We start from the raw sequence: 17,811 nt of genomic DNA on the forward strand, positions 1-17,811 counted from the left end.
CCGCCGAGGCGGACGCCGAACCCCACCCCATCCCCCGCCAGGAGACGGCGGCCGACCGCGCCGACGAGCCCGTCCCGGACCAGCCCGCGCACGGTGGCGAACTCGGCGTCACCGTCTCGACGCTGCCGACGGCGCTGTTCGCCGAGCAGTACGAGGCGAAGTTCCGCCGCACCCGCGACCGCATCGACCGGCTCCGCACCCAGCTCCACGACCACAACTGACCCGACGAGCAGCGGGGGGGGGGGGGGGGGGGGGGGGGGGGGGGGGGGGGGGGGGGGGCGGGGGGGGGGCGCCCCCCGGGGGGGCCCCCCCCGCCGGGGCGCGCCCCCCCGCCCCCCCCCCCCCCCGCCCCCCCCCCCCCGCTTCTTCGTGCGCGCCACTCCGGGAGACTGCCGACCGGAGCAGGACCCTGCGGCCGAACGCGCCCCCGCGCGGCCGCCCCGGATGCCTCCGAGCGGGACCCACCGCGCCGGGTTGTTAGGTTCGGCGCCTACCGCGCCCAGCCGCGAACCCGAACGGTGGAGAACCCAGTGTCGAGTCCCGCAACGCACCCCACGCTGTACCTGGTCGCCACGACCGGGAACCCGAACTACGGCGACGAGCTGATCGCCGCGACCTGGCTGAAGTACCTGGCCAGAGTCGCCCCCGACAGCGAGGTGTGGCTCGACTGCCCCAACCCCGGCCCCAGCGAGGTGCTGCTCGGCCACCTGCACCCGCACGTCCGGTTCACCGACACGCTGTGGCGGCTGTGCTGGTCGGCGCCCTCCGACGAGCCGTGGGAGGTGGCGTCGTTCGTGCAGCACGCCATGATCAACCCAGGGTTGGCGCCGCACTGGCTGGCCGGGATCGAGCTCGCCGCGCGCGCCGACCTGGTGCACATCATCGGCGGCGGGTTCATCAACTCGATCTGGCCGCGGCACTACGGGCTGCTGGCGGGCGCGGTCGCCGCGGTGCGCCGCTCCGGCGGGCGGGCCGTGATGACCGGGCAGGGCCTGTGGCCGACGCCGGAGGAGGCGCGCCCGCTGGTGCGCAACCTCGCCTCGCAGTTCGAGCTGATCGACGTGCGCGACGAGCCGTCGGCCGAGCTGCTCGACTCCGCGGGCCAGCTCACCGCCACCGGCGACGACATGTTCTTCGGCATCGCCCCGGAGCTGTACCGCACCGACGACCTGCGGGACGTGATGATCTGCCTGCAGTCGGACCTGCTGGACGTCACGGTGCCCGCGCTGGCCGGGTTCCTGCTCGACACGCTGCGCGCCTGGGACGTGCGGCCCGAGCAGGTCGGCGTCATCGAAGGCATCCCGCGGGTGGACCGCGAGGTGTTCGCCCTCGTCGAGCACGACCTGCCCGGCGCCCGCTTCTACCCGTTCTCCGAGATCATGGACCACGGGCTGCCCGCCGCCGCCGGCCAGCGCTGGCTGTCGACCCGGTTCCACATGCACCTGATGGCCGCGGCCGCCGGGGCGCACGGCGTCGCCGTGTCGATCAACTCCGGGTACTACACGAACAAGCACCGGTCGCTGATCCAGCGCGGCTCCGGCTGGGGCCTCAGCGAGGGCCTCCAGGTGCCGCCGCAGCCGCGGGAAGGCGGCTACGAGCGGTCGACGCTGGACGCGCTGCAGGAGGCCAAGTCGAAGCTCGCCTGGTCCATCTACGGGGACTGAGCCGCCGGGCCGGGCGGCGGCGCGCTCAGGCCGCCGCCTGCCCGGTCTCGCAGGTGCCCTCGGCTCGGGGCCGCAGCACGTGGATGTCCGCGGACGATTTTTCAGGCTCCGTTTCCGCCTGGGCGGACTCGGCGTCCGCCCGGCGGTCGGCGATGTAGAAGGGGGCTGCGGCCAGCACCGGCACCAGCATCCCCGCCAGCATGATCAGAATTGAAGTCCCCGTACTCAAGGCCACCGAACCCCGCGCGGTGGGAGGCGGACCTCCCACGACCGAACACGCCGAACGAACGTGTCGTGAGCCTCATCGTCGTGGCTGAGGGTGTTCGTTAACACCGCTCGAAAGTGCTCCTGATCACGCTTCCCGCGAGCGCCCGCACCGCGGCTGACCACCCGCGTCACCGCCCCCGCCGCGCCGCAGGGCACGTCGCGGAGGGTGATCGGGTCCGGGTATTCGCCGCAGCGCGGAAACCGTGCCGCCGCAACGACTTCTCACGCCGGGAGCCACTGCGCCGTCGGCCACCGCTCCAGGCGCCACGCGCCGTCCCAGAACATCCACTCGTACTCGGTGGCACGCGCGAACGCGGCCAGCATCCGCTCCCGCACCGGCTCGTCGGCGGCCGCGGCCGCCCGGTCGGTGAGCTCGCGGGCCGCCAGCACCGCTTCGGCGAACTCCTCGTCGGCGTAGGTCTCGATCCACCGCCGGTACGGGTGCGCCGACACGTCGCCGACGGCGGCGAGGATCTCACTGCCCACGTGCTGGTACACCCAGAAGCACGGCAGCACCGCCGCCAGCAGCACCGGGTAGGGGTCGACCAGCGCGCTCGCCCGCAGGAACGAGGTGTAGGCGGTGCACGACGGCGAGGTCGCCACCCCCGCCAGGTCGTCCGCGGAGAGCCCGAACTCCTCGACGTAGCCCGCGTGCAACCGGCGCTCCTCCACCAGCGCGCCCCGCGCGGCCCCCGCGAGGAACGCCGCGTCCGCCGGATCCTCGGACCGGGTCGCGGCCGCCGACAGCGCCTGCGCGAACGCGATCAGGTAGCGGGCGTCCTGCACGATGTAGAACGCGAACCGCTCCCGGTCGAGGGTGCCGTCGGTGAGCGCCGCGTTGAACGGGTGCGCCACCACGGCCCGCTGCAGCTCGGCGGTGCGTTCCCAGGCGCGGGCGCAGAAACCGCCCGCGGGCGGATCGGGCAACCTGCTCATGACCTTCGTCCCTCCGATCTCACCACCAGCGGTGGAAGTGATGCACGGGCCCGTGCCCGCGGCCCACGTCGAGGCGCTCCGCGGCCCGCAGCGCCCCGGTCAGGTAGTCCTTGCCATCCCGCACGGCGGTCGCCCAGTCGGGCCTGCGGGGACGCAGCGCCGCGATCGCCGCGGACAGCGTGCAGCCGGTGCCGTGGTCGTTCGCGGTGTCGATCCGCTCGCTGCGCAGCCACCGCACCTCGCCGTCGCCGCGGAACAGGTCGGCGCTGGCGGGTTCCGCGCGCAGGTGCCCGCCCTTGAGCAGCACCTGCTTCGCGCCCAGGTCGGCGAGCCGCTGCGCCTGCGCGGCCATCTCGGCCGAGCCGGTGATCTCCGGCTCGCCCAGCAGGTCCGCCGCTTCCGGCAGGTTCGGGGTGATCAGGTCGACGCGCGGCAGCAGCTCGTCGCGCAGCACCGCGACCGCTTCGTCGGCGAGCAGCCGGTGGCCGCTCTTCGCGACCATCACCGGGTCCAGCACCACGTGCGGCGGGGCGTAGCGGTCCAGCACGGCGACGACCGCGCGGATCACCTCGGCGTTCGCCAGCATCCCGATCTTCACCGCGTCCACCCGGACGTCGTCGAGCAGCGTCGTGAGCTGGGCGGTGACGAACTCCGGCGGCACCTCGCGGACCTCGGCGACACCGGTGGTGGTCTGCGCGACCAGCGCGGTCACCGCGGACATGCCGTAGGCGCCGTTCGCGGAGAAGGCCTTCAGGTCCGCTTGGATGCCGGCTCCGCCGCTGGGATCGGTCCCCGCGATCGAGAGCACGTTCGGGACCCGGTCGGATCCGGGCAGGGCAGCACGAGTGGTCACGTCGGTGACGTCCCTCCGCTAGCACGAACTAGGTCAGGTTCGACGGGTCTGCTCTCAGCCCGGCCGTCCGGGCACCCCGCGTCACTGGCCCCAACCTAGCAACGGGCGTCAAGCCGCGGACTCACTCGACGAGGCCGATGATCGCGCCCGCGGTGAACCGCTCCCCCGCCCTGCCCTGCCGCCACAGCGTTCCGCTCGCCGGGGCACGCACCGTGCGCGGGGCGCCGTCGGTCACCACCTCGGCCACCGGGGCTCCGCTGCGCACCCGGGCGCCGTCGGGTACCAGCCAGCGGGCGAGGGAACCGGGCTCCCGCGGATCGTCGTGCGGACGCGGGAAGTGCAGGTCCGTCACGGGGTGCGCCTCCGGGTTCCGCTCGCTCGACGCGCCCAGCATGGGCGGTGATCCTTCTCACCACAAGCGGGTTCCGCGCCCGGCGCCCTGGTTCGGGCGGCCCAGCACCGGGTCAGCGGCGAGTCGAGACCGCTCCGCCGAACAGCCGCTCTCACACGATCGGAGCAGCGCAACCGCCGGTCACTCCCGCCACGCGAATGCAACGTGCGCGCTGATCGTTCCGTCTAGAGTTCGAGATCCGGCCAGTGGACCGAAGCCGGACGAACTGCGCGCCCGCGGGTCGTCCTGACAGGTATGGGGGTGGGACGGCAATGTTCCCCGATCAAGAGCACGTGTGGTGGATCGTCGGAGCGGGCAAGCGGGTCCGGCACGCGATCACGGTGCGCCCGGGCGCCAGACCGGCCGGTGATCCGGTGCAGACCCTGTGCGATGCGACGATCAAGCTCCCGCACGAGACGTGGCCCGCCACCAAGGAACCGTCGAGCCGCCGCATCACGGAGCGTTGCGCGGAGTGCGAGCAGGCGGTCGACGAACAGCTCGCGCGTGACGGCGATCTCGTGGTCACCACCTGGGACGCCTAGGGCGAGGGAAGTCACACCGCTCAGGGCTGATCGCCTAGTGAGGCGACCCTGCGTGGCGGATTAAAGTTGACGCAATGGACACCACTGCCGACGCCCCCCAGACCGCCCGTTCCCGCCGCTCCGCCCGGCCGGATCCGGCGGAGGTATGGGCTCCGCTGGCCGGTCTCGCCGACGCCGCAGCGCAGGGCGGGACGTCCGGAGCCGTCGCCATCACCCGCGGGTTCGACCGCAACAGCAGGCTGCGCGCCAAGGCGCTGCGCGACCTGCTGGAGGAGCGCGGGGTGGCGGCCATCGAGATCACCCCGGCCGTGGGCAGCGAGCGGCTGCTCGCGGACAGCGAGATCACGTCGGTGGTGAACCTGATCGGCGCCGGTTCCTGGCAGCCGTACCGGCTGGCCGCGAAGCTGCGCGCCCCGCTGCTGGCGGTGCGCGGCGACGAGGAGGCCGGGCAGGACTCGCGGGACGTCATCGGCGTCACCGCCGCCGAGGACCGGCGCGACGTCGCCCTCTCGCACGTGGCGGTGCGCCCGGAGACCGAGGGCCAGGGCAGCCTGATCGTCACCGCCGACGGCGAGCCGATCTCGGTGCCCGGCGGTTCCGCGGTGGTCACCCTGCGGGAGCAGCGGCTGGAGGTCCGGCTCGCGGGCCCGGACTTCGCCGAGCAGACCTTCGCCGCCACCGAAGTGCGGGTGGAGACGGCTGACGCGCCGCACCGCCTGGTGCGCGACGAGCTGCCCATCGCCGACTTCGAGGGCGCGCTGACGTTCACCGCCGAGCCGGGCGCGCTGACGGTCCGCCCGGTCTGACCTGCCGCTTCCTCGCGCGGCCCCGGCGTCCGGGGCCGCGGGGAAGCGATGTCACAGCACCCGGTTCAGCAGCGCGACCAACGCCGCCAGCACCACGCCGACCAGCGCCAGCGCGAGCGGGGCGAGCGTGCCGGGGAACAGCGCGTTGGCGATCGTCCAGCCGAGCACGAACAGCGCCACCAGGCCCAGCAGCCCGATCATCGCGGTCATCAGCGGCCGGTGCCGCGGCAGCGCCCGCAGGTTCCCGCGGGCGACCGGCGTCATCCGCTGGAACGTGATCCACACCGGTAGCGCCACGAGCGCCACGACGAGCACGCCGAACAGCGAGTCGGCCCGGCTCGGCTCGTGCCCGAGGCCGAGCAGCAGGCCCAGCACGCCGACCGCGAGGACCAGCAGCACGCGGTGCAGGGTGCGCCACAGCATCCCGTCGTATCCAGCCATGATCGCAGTCTCCCAGCAGCGCTCACCCGGTGGTGGAACCCCGCGGGCACGAGCCGGTGGAATTCCAAGATTAATCAGGCGAACACCCGTCACGTCCGTGATCCTGAGTCGTCTTACCAGTGGAGGACGCACCGGACGAGCGTTCCCCCAGGGAGGGAGGCCACGTGGCTGACGACGAGAAGTGGCAGGTGAGCTGCCGCGATGTGGCGGGCAGGCGGCGGAACATGGCGGTGTACGTGAACCAGGGCAACGTCGTGGTCGTCGCTCCGCCCGGGGAGACGGCGGTGCTGGCACCATTGGAGGCGGGTCGCCTGCGGGCCGCGATCCGGGAGGCCGTGGTGGCCGCGGCGGCACCGGAACACACCATTTCGGACCGGTGAACCCTTCCCCCGCGTCGCCCCCCGAGGCATTATCTACCGATGAGTAGCTAAATCGGAGGAGACGCGTGGCGATGTGGCGACGGCCGGCGGGACGGACACGAGGCGAAGCGGCGAAGGCGGCCGTCCAGGCCGGGGCGGACCGGCTGGCCCCGACGCTGCAGACGCTGTGGCTGCTGATCAGGCAGGGCGTCGTCCGCCCGATGCGCCCGGACAAGCTGCTGCGCATCGTCTTCGCCTGGCGGCGCTGGGGCGTCACCCCCGCGCTCGGCTACGCCGTCGCCGCGATCCGGCATCCCGACCGGCCCGCCGTGATCGACGAGCGCGGCGCGCTGAGCTTCCTCGAACTGGAGCAGCGCACCACCCGCCTCGCCCGCGGGCTGCGCGCCCGCGGCATCCGGGACACCAGCCGGGTCGCGGTGCTGTGCCGCAACCACCACGGGCTCGTCGAGACCATCGTGGCCTGCGGCAAGATCGGCTCCGACGTGGTGCTGCTCAACACCGGCCTGCGCCCGCACCAGATGCGCACCGTGCTCGACGAGCAGCGGGCCGACCTGCTGATCGCCGACGTCGAATTCGTCGAGGCGCTGCCCGACCTGGAACTGGACGTGGTGCTCGCCTGGACCGAGGGCACCACTCGCAAGGCCACCCTGGAGCACCTCATCGGCAGCTCCGCCACCGGCACCCTCCCGCGCCGTCCCCGGCACGCGCGGGTCATCGTGCTCACCTCCGGCACCACCGGCACGCCGAAGGGCGCCCGCAGGCCCGCGCCGCCCGGGGTCGGGCCCGCCGCCACGATCATGTCGCGGATGCCGCTGCGCGCCGGTGAGCGGATCATGCTGGCGGCGCCGATCTTCCACACCTGGGGGCTCGCCGCGTTCCAGCTCGGCTCGGCCATCGGCGCCACCCTCGTGCTGCGCCGCAAGTTCGAACCGCAGCAGGCGCTCGCCGCCGTGCAGCGGCACCGCGCCACCGCGCTGTTCGTGGTTCCGGTGATGCTGCAGCGCATCCTGGACCTGCCGCGGGAGGCGATCGAGCCCTACGACACCTCCTCGCTGCGGATCGTGGCCGCCAGCGGTTCGGCGCTGCCCGCCGACCTCGCCACCCGGTTCCAGCGGGTGTTCGGCGAGGTCCTCTACAACTTCTACGGCTCCACCGAAGCGTCCTGGGTGAGCATCGCCACCCCGCGCGAACTCGCCGAAGCGCCCGGCACAGCGGGCCGCCCGCCGCGCGGCACCAGCGTGAAGATCCTCGACGAGCGGGGCGCGAAGGTGCCCGACGGCGAGACCGGGCGGATCTTCGTGCGCAACGACATGCTCTTCGAGGGCTACACCGGCGGCGGCGGCAAGGAGGTCCGGGACGGCATGCTCGCCACCGGTGACCTGGGCCGCATCGACGAGGCCGGCCGGCTGCAGGTGGTGGGGCGCGAGGACGACATGATCGTCTCGGGCGGCGAGAACGTGTACCCGAAGGAGACCGAGGACGCGATCGCCACCCTGCCGGAGGTCTCCGAGGTCGCCGTGATCGGCGTGGACGACGCCGAGTTCGGCCAGCGCCTCGCCGCGTACGTGGTGCTCGTCGACGGCGCCGAGCTGGACGCCGAGGCCGTGCGGGAACGGGTCCGGCCCGCGCTGCCCGGTTTCGCGCTGCCCCGCGACGTCGTCTTCCTGCCGGAACTGCCGCGCAACGCCACCGGCAAGGTCGTGCCCGCGCGGCTGCGCGAGGGTTCCGCCGATACCGAACGGTGATCTCCGCGGCGCCGGTGCGATCCCGGCGCCCGGTCGCACCGCGTTAGGCTCGGTGAGGTGAACGACCGTCTAGTGTGGATCGACTGTGAAATGACCGGTCTCGACCTGGGTTCGGACGCCCTGATCGAGATCGCCGCCCTGGTCACCGATGCCGACCTCAACATCCTCGGCGAGGGCGTGGACATCGTGATCCACGCCCCGGACGAGGCGCTGTCGGCGATGCCCGACGTGGTGCGGGAGATGCACGCGCGTTCCGGGCTGACCGAGGAGGTGCGGCGCTCCGCGGTCACCACGGCCGAGGCCGAACAACGCGTCCTGGACTACATCCGCGAGCACGTGCCGGACACCGTCTCGGCACCGCTGGCGGGCAACTCCATCGCCACCGACCGCGGGTTCATCGCCCGCGACATGCCCGCGCTGGACGCGCACCTGCACTACCGCATGGTGGACGTGTCCTCCATCAAGGAGCTGTGCAGGCGCTGGTTCCCGCGGATCTACTACGCGCAGCCGGAGAAGGGCCTCGCGCACCGCGCGCTCGCCGACGTGCGGGAGTCCATCAGGGAACTCGCGTACTACCGCCGGACGGCGTTCGTGGCCGAGCCGGGACCGACCACCGAGCAGGCCCAGGCCGTCGCCGCGGACCTGCTGGACGGGCGCGGCCCCGCGGGCACCGGCCGCAGCCCCGACCAGCGGTGATGCGCGGCCGGGAGCCCGGTCGCAGCCCGCTCCGCAGCGCACGCTAGGATATTCGTGTTGCTCCGGAAAGCCGAGAACACCGGCTGGCCGGAAGCTGCGGTGGGTGTAGCTCAGTAGGTAGAGCACTGGGTTGTGGTCCCAGGAGTCGCGGGTTCGAATCCCGTCACTCACCCCGCGGGAAAAGGGCCCCTCCGTTCGCGGAGCGGGCCTTTCGCATTGCAGGGGGCGGAAACCCGAGGCGGACCGCCGCCTTTTCCCGTCCGCGGCGAAGCCGATGAGCGGCGACCACGCACGCAACGGGACCACCCGCGGGTTCTCAGCGGGCCCCTCGCGAGGACGGCCTGTGGCGGAGAGCCACCTGCGCGCACGAGCCCGCAGCGAGGGGGCCGCTGAGATACCGCCACCCGCCCCGGAAAGCAGGACGAGCGACCACCGAGGATCACCGGTTCCCGGCGGTCCATTCGGCCCAGGGGACCTGCCAGTCGCCGAAGCCGTCCCAGGACCGCAGATTCGGCCCGCCGGAGTTCGTGATCTCCACGACGTCGCCCTTCTTGAGCAGGTCGTAGACCCACTTGGCGTTGGCGTCGCTCATGTTGATGCAGCCGTGGCTGACGTTGCTGCTGCCCTGCTGGGCGACCGACCACGGGGCCGCGTGCAGGAACTCACCGCCGTTGGAGATGCGCACCGCCCACTTCACCTCGGTGCGGTAGCCGCCGTCGTCGACGTCCAGGCCGTAGCTCGACGAGTCCATGATCTTCGTGGCGTGGTGCTCGGTGACCACGTGCACGCCGTTGTTCGACGGCCACGCCGGCTTGCCGAGCGACACCGGCATGGTGCGCCGGGTAGCCCCGTTGACCTCGACGGACATGGTGTGGCTGGAGCCGTCGGCGCGGAGCACGACGGCGTCGCCGATGGTGATGGTGGCGTTGCGGCTCTCCTCGCCCCAGGAGCCGTTGCCGAGGTCCTTGCCGTAGACGTCCGCGTTGATCGTGATCTTCGTGCCGGGCTTCCAGTACTCCTGGGGGCGCCAGTGCACCTCGCGGTCGTCGAACCAGTAGAAGGCGCCTTCCACGGCCGGTTCCGTCTGGATGCGGATGGCTTCTTCGGCCTTGGCCTTGTCCGGGGCGGGCGCGTTCTCGGAGAAGTAGAACGCGAGCGGCTGGCCGACGCCGACGGTCTCCCCGTCGAGCGGGTTCATCGACACGTAGGTCTGGTTCTCGGGATCGACGGTGCTGAACGTGGATTCCTGGACGACCGGGGCGCCTGCCGCGCCCTGCAGGGTGAGCTTCGCCGTGTAGGTCTTGCCGTAGCCGAGCGGCTCGGAGGCGGACCAGCTCGCGCCGTCCGGTGCGACGGTGTTCGCCACCGGCTTGCCGTCCTGGTTCACCAGTTCGGCGGCGGTGATCCGGCCGTCGACGGCGGTGGCCGTGACGGGCGCGGTCGGCGAGATCCGCTGGGCGCCGTTCGCCGGATCGAACCTGGCCGACGCGGGCGGCGGTGGCGGCGGGGCCGGGCTGCTCGCCCCGCCACCCGTGCACGACGCGAGGAGCATCCCCACCAACGCCACGACCACGGCCGGCACCGCACGAGACGACGCCCCCAGAACTCTCCCGACAGAGTTAAGACACAGCTTCATGCGTGACTGTCCGTTCGATCCGATCCCCACATCCGCCTGAGAACAGTGTGCATCAGCCCCCCGACCGTGTGGCCGACGACCAGCCCTGCACGAAGAGTCAACCGCGGATCTTCACCCGGGAGACGGACGACGACCCTCCTCGGTTGCTCGTCCAGCCACATCGGACCCCGCCGACCGGCTGAAACGCCACCGCGCACCCCGAACGGCACCCCCCGATTCACCCCCCGGAACGGGGTGCTAAAGTTTCTTTCGTCGCCAGGGAGACGGCAAGAACGAAAACCTGGTGAACACCAAGCGCCAATAGCTCAACTGGCAGAGCAGCTGACTCTTAATCAGCGGGTTCGGGGTTCGAGTCCCTGTTGGCGCACAGAAACCCCAGGTCACACGGCCTGGGGTTTTTCTTTTGCCCATCAAGCCGGCGGGAATCCCGCGCCTTTCCGCGATCGCGTCCAGCAGGGCGGAAGAATCCGGGGCCGGAGATCCGGCATCGGGCGGTCCCGTCCCCCGCGGGGAACGGGACCGGCCTCGTCGGTACTCCGCGGGTACGCGCCGCGCACCCGGGAACCGCCGCCGATCAGCGGACCGAGCCGACCATCTGCCCGTCCGGAGCGCACTCGGCGCCGCCGACGTCCGGCCGCGACACGACCTCGTCCAAGTGCTTGCTGCAGTTCTCGAACGTCCCGTACTCCCCGAGGACCTCGTTGTGCCAGGCGAGCGCGGTACCCGCGCCCATCAGGGAGGCACCGGCGCCGGTGGCGCAGAGGACCATCGCAGCCATGCTCTTGCGGAACCGCATCAACAACACCTTCTCCACGAGGATCACGTGCGAGCGGCGCTCTGCCGCTCTGCCGCCCGCGACCCTAGGAACCACCCGCGGCCGGTCTCGGGGCTCGTTCGGCCGGACGGGGGATCCCCTCACGGGAGCGCCGCCCCGGAGCTCGCGGTTCAGGGGATGAGCAGGACCCGGCCGAAGGCGCCGCGGCCCTCGATGTGGCGGTGCGCCTCGGCCGCTTCGGCGAGCGGGAACTCGCGGTCGACGACCACGGTCAGCTCGCCCGCGGCGACCCGGGCGATGAGGCGTTCGATCAGCGCGCGGGTGCGGGCGGGGTCGTGCGCCATCTCGCCGCCGAAGTAGACGCCGTTGAGCGAGGCGCTCTTGAACATCAGCGGATCCAGCCGCGGCGGGTTCGGCTCCCGCCCGGCCTGGCCGACCCAGCTGATCCGGCCCCGGTAGGCCAGCGCGGCCACGCTGCTCTCCAAGGTGCGGCCGCCGACCGGATCCACCACCAGGTCGACGCCGCGGCCATCGGTGAGCTCGGCGACCCGGGCTGCGACGTCCTCCTCCCGGTAGTTGATCGCGTGGTGCAGGCCGTGCTCGCCGAGCCGCGCCAGCTTCTCCGCACTGGAGGCGGTGCCGAGCACCGTGGCGCCCGCCGCCGCGGCCAGCTGCACCGCGGCCAGGCCGACACCACCCGCCGCGGCCTGCACCAGCACCACCTCGCCCGCGCGCAACCGGCCGAACTCGAACAGGCAGTCGTCGGCGGTGCCGAACTCGACGGGGATGCCCGCGGCCAGCCGCGGATCCAGGTCGTCCGGGACCCGGTAGGCGTTGTGCTCCGGCACCGCGGCCAGCTCGGCGTGCGAACCGTGCGGCATGAACGCCACCGCCCGCTGCCCCTCGCGCAGGCCGGTGACGCCCTCGCCGACCGCGGCGACCGTGCCCGCGGCCTGGTAGCCGACGACGTGCGGCGTGGTCTCCGGCGGCGCGGACTGCCGGTGCAGCAGGTCGCCGCCCTGCACGCCGACGGCCTCGATGCGCAGCAGCACCTCCCCCGGACCGATCTCCGGGTCGGGGACGTCCGCGTAGCGCAGCACGTCCGGCCCGCCGTTCTCGTAGTACACCGCTGCTTTCACGACCACCACTCCCGATTCGATCGACGTCCGTTCCCGATCATGCCTCGTCCCGCTCGCGCATCTCCCGCACCGCTTCGCGGGCCTCCGCGCGGGAGGACGCGGTGGGCTTCGCCCCCGGCAGCGGCAGCCCCGCGGACTCCCGGGCGAACCAGGCCGCGACCAGCCCCACCACCCCGGCGGCCATCAGCAGGAACGCGGGCGCGGTGCTGTGGCCGGTGCCGGTGACCAGCGCCTGCGACAGCAGCGGGGTCGTCCCGCCGAACAGGGCCACCGAGATGTTGAACCCGATCGACACGCCGCCGTAGCGGACCTCGGTGGGGAACAGCGCGGGCAGGCTCGACGGCATCGTGGAGCTGAACGCGATGAGCATCAGCCCGATCAGCACCAACCCGGCCACCACCAGCCCCACCGAACCGCGGCTGATCAGCCAGAACGCCGGCCAGGACAGCACCACCAGCGCCCCCGACCCCGCCGCGATGATCGGCAACCGGCCGATCTTGTCCGAGGCGCGCCCGAGCCGCACCACGAAACCCATGATGATCAGCATGGTGACCAGCACGAACACCAGTGCCGAGGTGTGCGCGTAGTGCAGGTCCGCGGTGATGTAGGTCGGCATGTAGGAGGTGAGCATGTAGTTGACCACGTTGAACACCGCCACCATCACCACGCACAGCAGCAGCGGCCGCCAGTGGTCGCGGAAGATGGTGCGGTAACCGGCCAGCCGGCCCTCGTCCTCGCCGCCGCTCTCCTGCTGCTGCTGTTGGGCGGGCGTCTCCTCCAGCCGGAACCGCAGGTACAGCCCGATCACGCCGAGCGGCGCCGCCAGCAGGAACGGGATCCGCCAGCCCCAGTTCACCATGTCCTGCTCGCCCAGGGTCGTCAGCAGCGCGGTGACCACGGCGGCACCGAGCGAATACCCCGCCAGGGTGCCGAACTCCAGCCAGCTGGCGAGGAAACCGCGCCGCTTGTCCGGCGAGTACTCGGAGACGAACGTGGTGGCCCCGCCGTACTCGCCGCCGGTGGAGAAGCCCTGCACGACCCGGGCCACCAGCAGCAGGATCGGCGACCAGAGGCCGATGGTGGCGTACGAGGGGATCAGGCCGATGGCGGTGGTGCCCGCCGCCATGGTCATCATCGTGATAGCCAGCACCTTCTTCCGCCCGATCCGGTCCCCCAGCGGGCCGAACACGAACCCGCCGAGCGGCCGCACCAGGAACGCGACGGCGAACGTGGCGAAGGTGGCCAGCAGCTGCGCGGTGGCGTTCCCGGCCGGGAAGAACACCTTGCCGGTGATGACCACGAGGTAGCTGAAGACCCCGAAGTCGAACCACTCCATCATGTTGCCGATGCCGGCCGCGGTGACCGCCCGCCGCACGTTGCCGACCTTGACGATGGTGACGAGGTCGTCGAGCCGACGAACCGGCCCGGTGCGACGTCCCGTCCTCGACGATGGCATCCGCTGCGCCTCCTCGGCCTGGTTCCGGGTCCGGGCCAGGGGGTACCCGAGATCGGGTCCAGGCACGCCCGCCGCTCCCCGACCGGGTGCACGAGCACCGCTGACCAGGCACGTCGCCTGCCGGGATTTTTTCCGGGCCCCCGTTCGTTGATCCCTTCCGACGGATCGGCCTGCGTTTGTGCCTGGGGGTGGTGTGGAGCAGTCCGGACGCACGTTCCCCGCACCTCCGGCAGCGCGCCCGGTCCGGCCGCGCGAAACCGGCCGCGCCCGTTCCCGTCCAGCACACTCGGACGCGGCCTGCGCGGCGCGTTCCGGGAACGACCGCGCGGCACCTCTTCCCGTTCTTGTCGGACACCGACGGAGATCTCCATGTCCCACCACACCACCATCTCGCTGCGGGTGAACGGCGAGGACCGTTCGCTCGCGGTCGACAACCGCACGACGCTGCTCGACGCGCTCCGCGAGGGCCTCGACCTGACGGGCACCAAGAAGGGCTGCGACCAGGGCCAGTGCGGCGCCTGCACCGTGCTGCTCGACGGGCAGCGCGCCGTGTCCTGCCTGCAGCTGGCCGTCGCCGCCGACGGATCCGAGGTCACCACCGTCGAGGGCATCGCCGACGGCGACCGGCTGCACCCGGTGCAGCAGGCGTTCCTCGACTTCGACGGCTACCAGTGCGGCTACTGCACGCCCGGGCAGATCTGCTCGGCGGTCGCCGTCCTCCAGGAGCACGCGGCGGGCTGGCCCAGCGCCGCCACCGAGGACGTGCGGCCCGAGGCCGCCGCCCCCGCCCTGGACGCCGCGGAGATCCGCGAGCGGATGAGCGGCAACCTGTGCCGCTGCGGCGCGCACAACTCCATCGTCCGCGCGGTCGCGCAGGCCGCCACCATGCACGAGGTCGAGAGCACCGTGTCCCGCGGTGGAACGGAGGTCTCGGCGTGAAGGAGTTCGAGTACCGGCGCGCCACCGACGTGCGCACCGCCACCACCCTGCTCGCCGAGAACCCGGACGCGCGGTTCCTCGGCGGCGGCACCAACCTGGTCGACCTGATGAAGGTCGGGGTGGAGACCCCGCCGCAGCTGGTGGACGTGCGCCGGCTGCCGCTGGACGCCATCGAGGTCGCCGCGGACGGCGGGCTGCGCATCGGCGCCACCGCCACCAACAGCGACGTCGCCAACCACCCGGAGGTGCGGCGCCGCTTCCCCGCGCTCGCCCAAGCGGTGCTCGCGGGCGCCTCCGGTCAGCTGCGCAACGTGGCCACCGTCGGCGGGAACCTGCTGCAGCGCACCCGCTGCGGCTACTTCGCCGACGTCACCCAGCCCTGCAACAAGCGGGTGCCGGGCAGCGGGTGTCCGGCCATCGAGGGCGAGCACCACAACCACGCGATCTTCGACTGGTCCGAGCAGTGCGCGGCGACCAGCCCGTCGGACATGGCGGTGCCGCTGGCCGCGTTCGACGCCGTGGTGTCCTACGAGACCGCCGACGGCACCGGCGAACTGTCCTATTCGGACTTCCACCGCCCGGTGGGCGACCGGCCGGACGCGGACGTCGCGTTGCCCGCGGGCGCGCTGATCACCGGGATCACGTTGCCCGGAGCGGAGATCGCGGCCCGCTCCCGGTACCGGAAGGTGCGGGAACGGGCCTCCTACGCGTTCGCGAACGGCTCGATCGCCGCCGCGCTCGACGTGCGCGACGGGGTCGTCTCCGACGTGCGGATCGCGTTCGGCGCGGTCGCCAACCGGCCGTGGCGGGCGCGCGCGGCGGAACGCGCGCTGCTGGGCCGCCCCGCCACCGCCGCCGAGTTCGGGGACGCCGCCGACGCCGAACTCGCCGCCGCGACACCCCTGCCGGACAACGCCTACAAGGTTCCGCTGGTCCGGAACCTCGTGGTGTCCGTGCTGACCGAGCTCGCCGAGGAGGCCACCCGATGACCACCGTCGACCCGCGGCTGAGCGCCACCGGCACCACCACCGCACCCGCGGACACCGGCACCGCCGGATCCGCGCGCACCCGGCTCGAAGGCCGCGCCAAGGTCACCGGCGAAGCCCGCTACGCGGGCGACCACCCCATCGAGGACCTCGCGCACGGCTCGCTGGTGCTGTCCACGATCGCCCGCGGCCGGATCCGCTCCATCGACGACGCCGCGGTGCTGGACATGCCGGGCGTGCTCACCGTGCTGCACCACGGCAACGCGCCGCGGCTCAACCCGGAAGCGGGGATCTTCGGCCCCGACGCCGGGCTGCAGCTCCTCCAGGACGACCGGGTGCAGTACGTGGGGCACCCGGTGGCGCTGGTGGTGGCGAAGACGCCGGAGCAGGCGCGCGCCGCCGCCGACGCGCTCCGGGTCGCCTACGAGGAGGAACCGCACGACGCCGAGTTCCGCGCCGACCACCCCGCCGAGTACGCGCCGCAGGGCGCGGGCACCGTCAACAAGGGCGACGTGGACGCGGAAGCCGACGCGGCCGCGGCCGTCGTCGAGCACACCTACACCACCCCCGAAGAGCACCACACGGCGATGGAACCGCACGCCTCCATGGCCCGCTGGGAGGACGGCAGGCTGGAGATCGTCGACGCCAACCAGGGCTCCTACCTGGTCGCGCAGGTCGTGGCGACGTTGTTCGACCTGGACCCGGCGGCGGTGCGGATCCGCTCCGAGCACGTCGGCGGCGGCTTCGGCTCCAAGGCCCTCGGCCCGCAGCTGGTGCTGGCGGTCATGGCCGCGACGCGGCTGCGGCGCCCGGTGCGGGTGGTGCTGACCCGGCCGCAGGTCTTCGCGATCACCTCGTTGCGCTCGGCGACCGAACAGCGGGTGCGGCTGGCCGCGGACGCCGACGGCCGGTTGCGCGCCGTCGACCACGAATCGCGCTCGTTCACCTCCACCGTGAAGGAGTTCGTGGAGCTCGGCACCGAGCTCACCGGCGTGATGTACGCGTCCGAGGCGATCCGCACCCGAACCGGGGTGGTGCCGCTGAACGTGCCCTCGCCCGGCTGGATGCGCGCGCCCGGCGCGGCACCCGGCTCGTTCGCGCTGGAATCGGCGATGGACGAGCTCGCGCAGCGGCTCGACGTCGACCCGGTGGAGCTGCGGCTGCGCAACGAACCGACCGTCGGCCCCGCCTCCGGGAAGCCGTTCAGCAGCCGCAGGCTGGTGGACTGCCTGGAGCAGGGCGCGAGCCGCTTCGGCTGGTGGCAGCGGGATCCGCGGCCCGGGGTGCGCCGGGACGGGCGCTGGCTGCTCGGCACCGGGGTCGCCGCCGGATCGTTCGGCGCCGGGCCGATGCCCTCCACCGCCGCGATCACCGCCGAGGGCGACGGGACCTACGAGGTGCGCATCGCCGCCGCCGACATCGGCACCGGGGCGCGCACCGCGCTCGCCCAGGTCGCCGCGGAGGCGCTGGACGTGCGGCTGGAGGCGGTGCGGATCCTCATCGCCGACAGCGACTTCGGGCCCGCGTTCATCGCGGGCGGCTCGCGCGGCACCGAATCCTGGTCGTTCGCGATCATCGAGGCCGCGCGGGCGCTGCAGAAGAAGCTCGCGGCCGGGGAATCCGCCCCGGTGACCGCGCGCGCCGACACCACCGAACTCATCGGCGCCCGCGAACAGCTCGAACGGCACTCGTTCAGCTCCCAGTTCGCCGAGGTCGCCGTCGACGTCACCAGCGGTGAAGTGCGGGTGCGGCGACTGCTGGGCATGTTCGCCGTCGGGCGGATCATCAACCCGCTCACCGCGCGCAGCCAGTTCGCCGGCGGCATGATCATGGGCTTGTCGATGGCGCTGCACGAAGAGGGCGTGCGGGACTCCAGCGGCCGCCAGGCCAACGCGAACCTCGCCGGGTACCACATCGCCGCGCACGCCGACATCCCCGAGATCGACGTCGACTGGGTCGACGACCCCGACCCGGGCAACCCGTCCGGGGTGAAGGGCATCGGTGAGGTCGGCATCGTCGGCACGGCCGCGGCGATCGCCAACGCCGTGTGGCACGCGACCGGGGTGCGGCACCGGGAGCTGCCGATCAGCCTGGACAGGGTGCTGGAGGCGGCCGGGTGACCGCGTCGGCGGCCCGCTCGCCCCGCAACGGGGCGGGCG

Annotated in this window: 18 protein-coding genes, 2 tRNA genes, 1 pseudogene and 1 riboswitch; of the genes and pseudogenes, 12 read left to right on the top strand and 9 right to left on the bottom strand. The window is 72.8% G+C overall.

Annotated features, from left to right (window positions below; genetic code table 11):
- Both LCD33_RS25435 and LCD33_RS25440 read left to right on the top strand, forming a co-directional pair.
- A pseudogene (locus LCD33_RS25435) lies at positions 1-221 on the top strand (hypothetical protein); the annotation flags it as partial.
- A gap of 309 nt (positions 222-530) precedes the next feature.
- Positions 531-1,664, top strand: coding sequence for a polysaccharide pyruvyl transferase family protein (locus LCD33_RS25440; protein WP_224962701.1), 1,134 nt, complete (start codon positions 531-533; stop codon positions 1,662-1,664).
- 25 nt (positions 1,665-1,689) lie between these two features.
- On the opposite strand, the gene LCD33_RS25445 is transcribed toward LCD33_RS25440, so the two are convergent.
- The 4 genes from LCD33_RS25445 to LCD33_RS25460 form a co-directional block, all read right to left on the bottom strand.
- The gene (locus LCD33_RS25445; RefSeq protein ID WP_224962703.1) at positions 1,690-1,899 is read right to left on the bottom strand and encodes a hypothetical protein; all 210 of its coding nucleotides are present in this window, start codon (positions 1,897-1,899) and stop codon (positions 1,690-1,692) included.
- 254 nt (positions 1,900-2,153) lie between these two features.
- On the bottom strand, positions 2,154-2,867 hold the full coding sequence (locus LCD33_RS25450) for a TenA family protein (protein ID WP_224967185.1): 714 nt from the start codon (positions 2,865-2,867) through the stop codon (positions 2,154-2,156).
- 19 nt (positions 2,868-2,886) lie between these two features.
- Positions 2,887-3,720 (bottom strand): bifunctional hydroxymethylpyrimidine kinase/phosphomethylpyrimidine kinase, encoded by an 834-nt coding sequence (gene thiD / locus LCD33_RS25455; protein ID WP_224967186.1) that lies wholly within the window; start codon positions 3,718-3,720, stop codon positions 2,887-2,889.
- Positions 3,714-3,809: riboswitch (TPP riboswitch) on the bottom strand. It overlaps the preceding gene by 7 nt.
- A gap of 32 nt (positions 3,810-3,841) precedes the next feature.
- Positions 3,842-4,114 carry a lipoyl domain-containing protein gene (locus tag LCD33_RS25460; RefSeq protein WP_224967187.1) on the bottom strand — a complete coding sequence of 91 codons (273 nt, stop codon included), beginning with the start codon at positions 4,112-4,114 and terminating at the stop codon, positions 3,842-3,844.
- 269 nt (positions 4,115-4,383) lie between these two features.
- Here LCD33_RS25460 and LCD33_RS25465 point away from each other — a divergent pair, with 269 nt between their 5' ends.
- Positions 4,384-4,653 (top strand): hypothetical protein, encoded by a 270-nt coding sequence (locus tag LCD33_RS25465; RefSeq protein ID WP_224962712.1) that lies wholly within the window; start codon positions 4,384-4,386, stop codon positions 4,651-4,653.
- 74 nt (positions 4,654-4,727) lie between these two features.
- Positions 4,728-5,459 carry a hypothetical protein gene (locus tag LCD33_RS25470; protein ID WP_224962714.1) on the top strand — a complete coding sequence of 244 codons (732 nt, stop codon included), beginning with the start codon at positions 4,728-4,730 and terminating at the stop codon, positions 5,457-5,459.
- A 51-nt stretch (positions 5,460-5,510) separates the two neighbouring features.
- Here the strand turns inward: LCD33_RS25470 and LCD33_RS25475 are convergent, their stop codons facing one another.
- Positions 5,511-5,900 carry a hypothetical protein gene (locus LCD33_RS25475; RefSeq protein ID WP_224962716.1) on the bottom strand — a complete coding sequence of 130 codons (390 nt, stop codon included), beginning with the start codon at positions 5,898-5,900 and terminating at the stop codon, positions 5,511-5,513.
- A gap of 164 nt (positions 5,901-6,064) precedes the next feature.
- Here LCD33_RS25475 and LCD33_RS25480 point away from each other — a divergent pair, with 164 nt between their 5' ends.
- The 4 genes from LCD33_RS25480 to LCD33_RS25495 all read left to right on the top strand — a co-directional run bounded on the left by LCD33_RS25480 (position 6,065) and on the right by LCD33_RS25495 (position 8,893).
- Complete coding sequence (locus LCD33_RS25480) at positions 6,065-6,280, top strand: hypothetical protein (protein WP_224962718.1); 216 nt, start codon at positions 6,065-6,067, stop codon at positions 6,278-6,280.
- A 71-nt stretch (positions 6,281-6,351) separates the two neighbouring features.
- Positions 6,352-8,025, top strand: a complete 1,674-nt coding sequence (locus tag LCD33_RS25485; RefSeq protein ID WP_224967188.1) for an AMP-binding protein — start codon at positions 6,352-6,354, stop codon at positions 8,023-8,025.
- A 57-nt stretch (positions 8,026-8,082) separates the two neighbouring features.
- Complete coding sequence (gene orn, locus LCD33_RS25490) at positions 8,083-8,721, top strand: oligoribonuclease (RefSeq protein ID WP_224962722.1); 639 nt, start codon at positions 8,083-8,085, stop codon at positions 8,719-8,721.
- Positions 8,722-8,820: 99 nt separating this feature from the next.
- Positions 8,821-8,893 (top strand) — tRNA-His (locus LCD33_RS25495).
- Between the two features lie 267 nt (positions 8,894-9,160).
- Here the strand turns inward: LCD33_RS25495 and LCD33_RS25500 are convergent.
- The gene (locus LCD33_RS25500) at positions 9,161-10,303 is read right to left on the bottom strand and encodes an Ig-like domain-containing protein (protein ID WP_308011330.1); all 1,143 of its coding nucleotides are present in this window, start codon (positions 10,301-10,303) and stop codon (positions 9,161-9,163) included.
- A 348-nt stretch (positions 10,304-10,651) separates the two neighbouring features.
- Here LCD33_RS25500 and LCD33_RS25505 point away from each other — a divergent pair.
- Positions 10,652-10,724: transfer RNA gene (locus LCD33_RS25505), tRNA-Lys, on the top strand.
- Between the two features lie 207 nt (positions 10,725-10,931).
- On the opposite strand, the gene LCD33_RS25510 is transcribed toward LCD33_RS25505, so the two are convergent.
- The 3 genes from LCD33_RS25510 to LCD33_RS25520 form a co-directional block, all read right to left on the bottom strand.
- Positions 10,932-11,153: a hypothetical protein gene (locus LCD33_RS25510; protein WP_224961979.1), complete on the bottom strand. Its 222-nt coding sequence runs from the start codon at positions 11,151-11,153 to the stop codon at positions 10,932-10,934.
- 149 nt (positions 11,154-11,302) lie between these two features.
- Positions 11,303-12,271, bottom strand: a complete 969-nt coding sequence (locus tag LCD33_RS25515) for a zinc-binding dehydrogenase (RefSeq protein ID WP_224967189.1) — start codon at positions 12,269-12,271, stop codon at positions 11,303-11,305.
- Between the two features lie 37 nt (positions 12,272-12,308).
- A complete protein-coding gene (locus LCD33_RS25520; protein ID WP_224967190.1) occupies positions 12,309-13,727 on the bottom strand; it encodes an MFS transporter in 1,419 nt (472 codons plus the stop codon).
- A gap of 369 nt (positions 13,728-14,096) precedes the next feature.
- Between LCD33_RS25520 and LCD33_RS25525 the strand changes: the two genes are divergently transcribed.
- The 3 genes from LCD33_RS25525 to LCD33_RS25535 are packed head-to-tail and all read left to right on the top strand — an operon-like array spanning position 14,097 to position 17,772.
- Positions 14,097-14,666 carry a (2Fe-2S)-binding protein gene (locus LCD33_RS25525; RefSeq protein WP_224967191.1) on the top strand — a complete coding sequence of 190 codons (570 nt, stop codon included), beginning with the start codon at positions 14,097-14,099 and terminating at the stop codon, positions 14,664-14,666.
- Positions 14,663-15,655, top strand: a complete 993-nt coding sequence (locus tag LCD33_RS25530; RefSeq protein ID WP_224967192.1) for a xanthine dehydrogenase family protein subunit M — start codon at positions 14,663-14,665, stop codon at positions 15,653-15,655. The genes LCD33_RS25525 and LCD33_RS25530 overlap by 4 nt, the downstream gene beginning before the upstream one ends.
- Complete coding sequence (locus LCD33_RS25535; RefSeq protein WP_224978356.1) at positions 15,652-17,772, top strand: xanthine dehydrogenase family protein molybdopterin-binding subunit; 2,121 nt, start codon at positions 15,652-15,654, stop codon at positions 17,770-17,772. Before LCD33_RS25530 ends, LCD33_RS25535 begins: the two co-directional genes overlap by 4 nt.
- Positions 17,773-17,811 lie beyond the last annotated feature (39 nt).

Origin of the sequence: Saccharopolyspora sp. 7B (assembly GCF_020177435.1) — a bacterium.
Taxonomy (GTDB): domain Bacteria; phylum Actinomycetota; class Actinomycetes; order Mycobacteriales; family Pseudonocardiaceae; genus Saccharopolyspora_C; species Saccharopolyspora_C gregorii.

What these genes read in the sequence shown, in the direction of transcription:
- LCD33_RS25450 (WP_224967185.1), bottom strand. Translation starts at nt 2,867, where the DNA reads ATGAGCAGGTTGCCCGATCCGCCCGCGGGCGGTTTCTGCGCCCGCGCC.
- LCD33_RS25460 (WP_224967187.1), bottom strand. Translation starts at nt 4,114, where the DNA reads ATGCTGGGCGCGTCGAGCGAGCGGAACCCGGAGGCGCACCCCGTGACG.
- LCD33_RS25465 (WP_224962712.1), top strand. Translation starts at nt 4,384, where the DNA reads ATGTTCCCCGATCAAGAGCACGTGTGGTGGATCGTCGGAGCGGGCAAG.
- LCD33_RS25470 (WP_224962714.1), top strand. Translation starts at nt 4,728, where the DNA reads ATGGACACCACTGCCGACGCCCCCCAGACCGCCCGTTCCCGCCGCTCC.
- LCD33_RS25475 (WP_224962716.1), bottom strand. Translation starts at nt 5,900, where the DNA reads ATGGCTGGATACGACGGGATGCTGTGGCGCACCCTGCACCGCGTGCTG.
- LCD33_RS25485 (WP_224967188.1), top strand. Translation starts at nt 6,352, where the DNA reads ATGTGGCGACGGCCGGCGGGACGGACACGAGGCGAAGCGGCGAAGGCG.
- LCD33_RS25510 (WP_224961979.1), bottom strand. Translation starts at nt 11,153, where the DNA reads ATGCGGTTCCGCAAGAGCATGGCTGCGATGGTCCTCTGCGCCACCGGC.
- LCD33_RS25520 (WP_224967190.1), bottom strand. Translation starts at nt 13,727, where the DNA reads ATGCCATCGTCGAGGACGGGACGTCGCACCGGGCCGGTTCGTCGGCTC.
- LCD33_RS25525 (WP_224967191.1), top strand. Translation starts at nt 14,097, where the DNA reads ATGTCCCACCACACCACCATCTCGCTGCGGGTGAACGGCGAGGACCGT.
- LCD33_RS25535 (WP_224978356.1), top strand. Translation starts at nt 15,652, where the DNA reads ATGACCACCGTCGACCCGCGGCTGAGCGCCACCGGCACCACCACCGCA.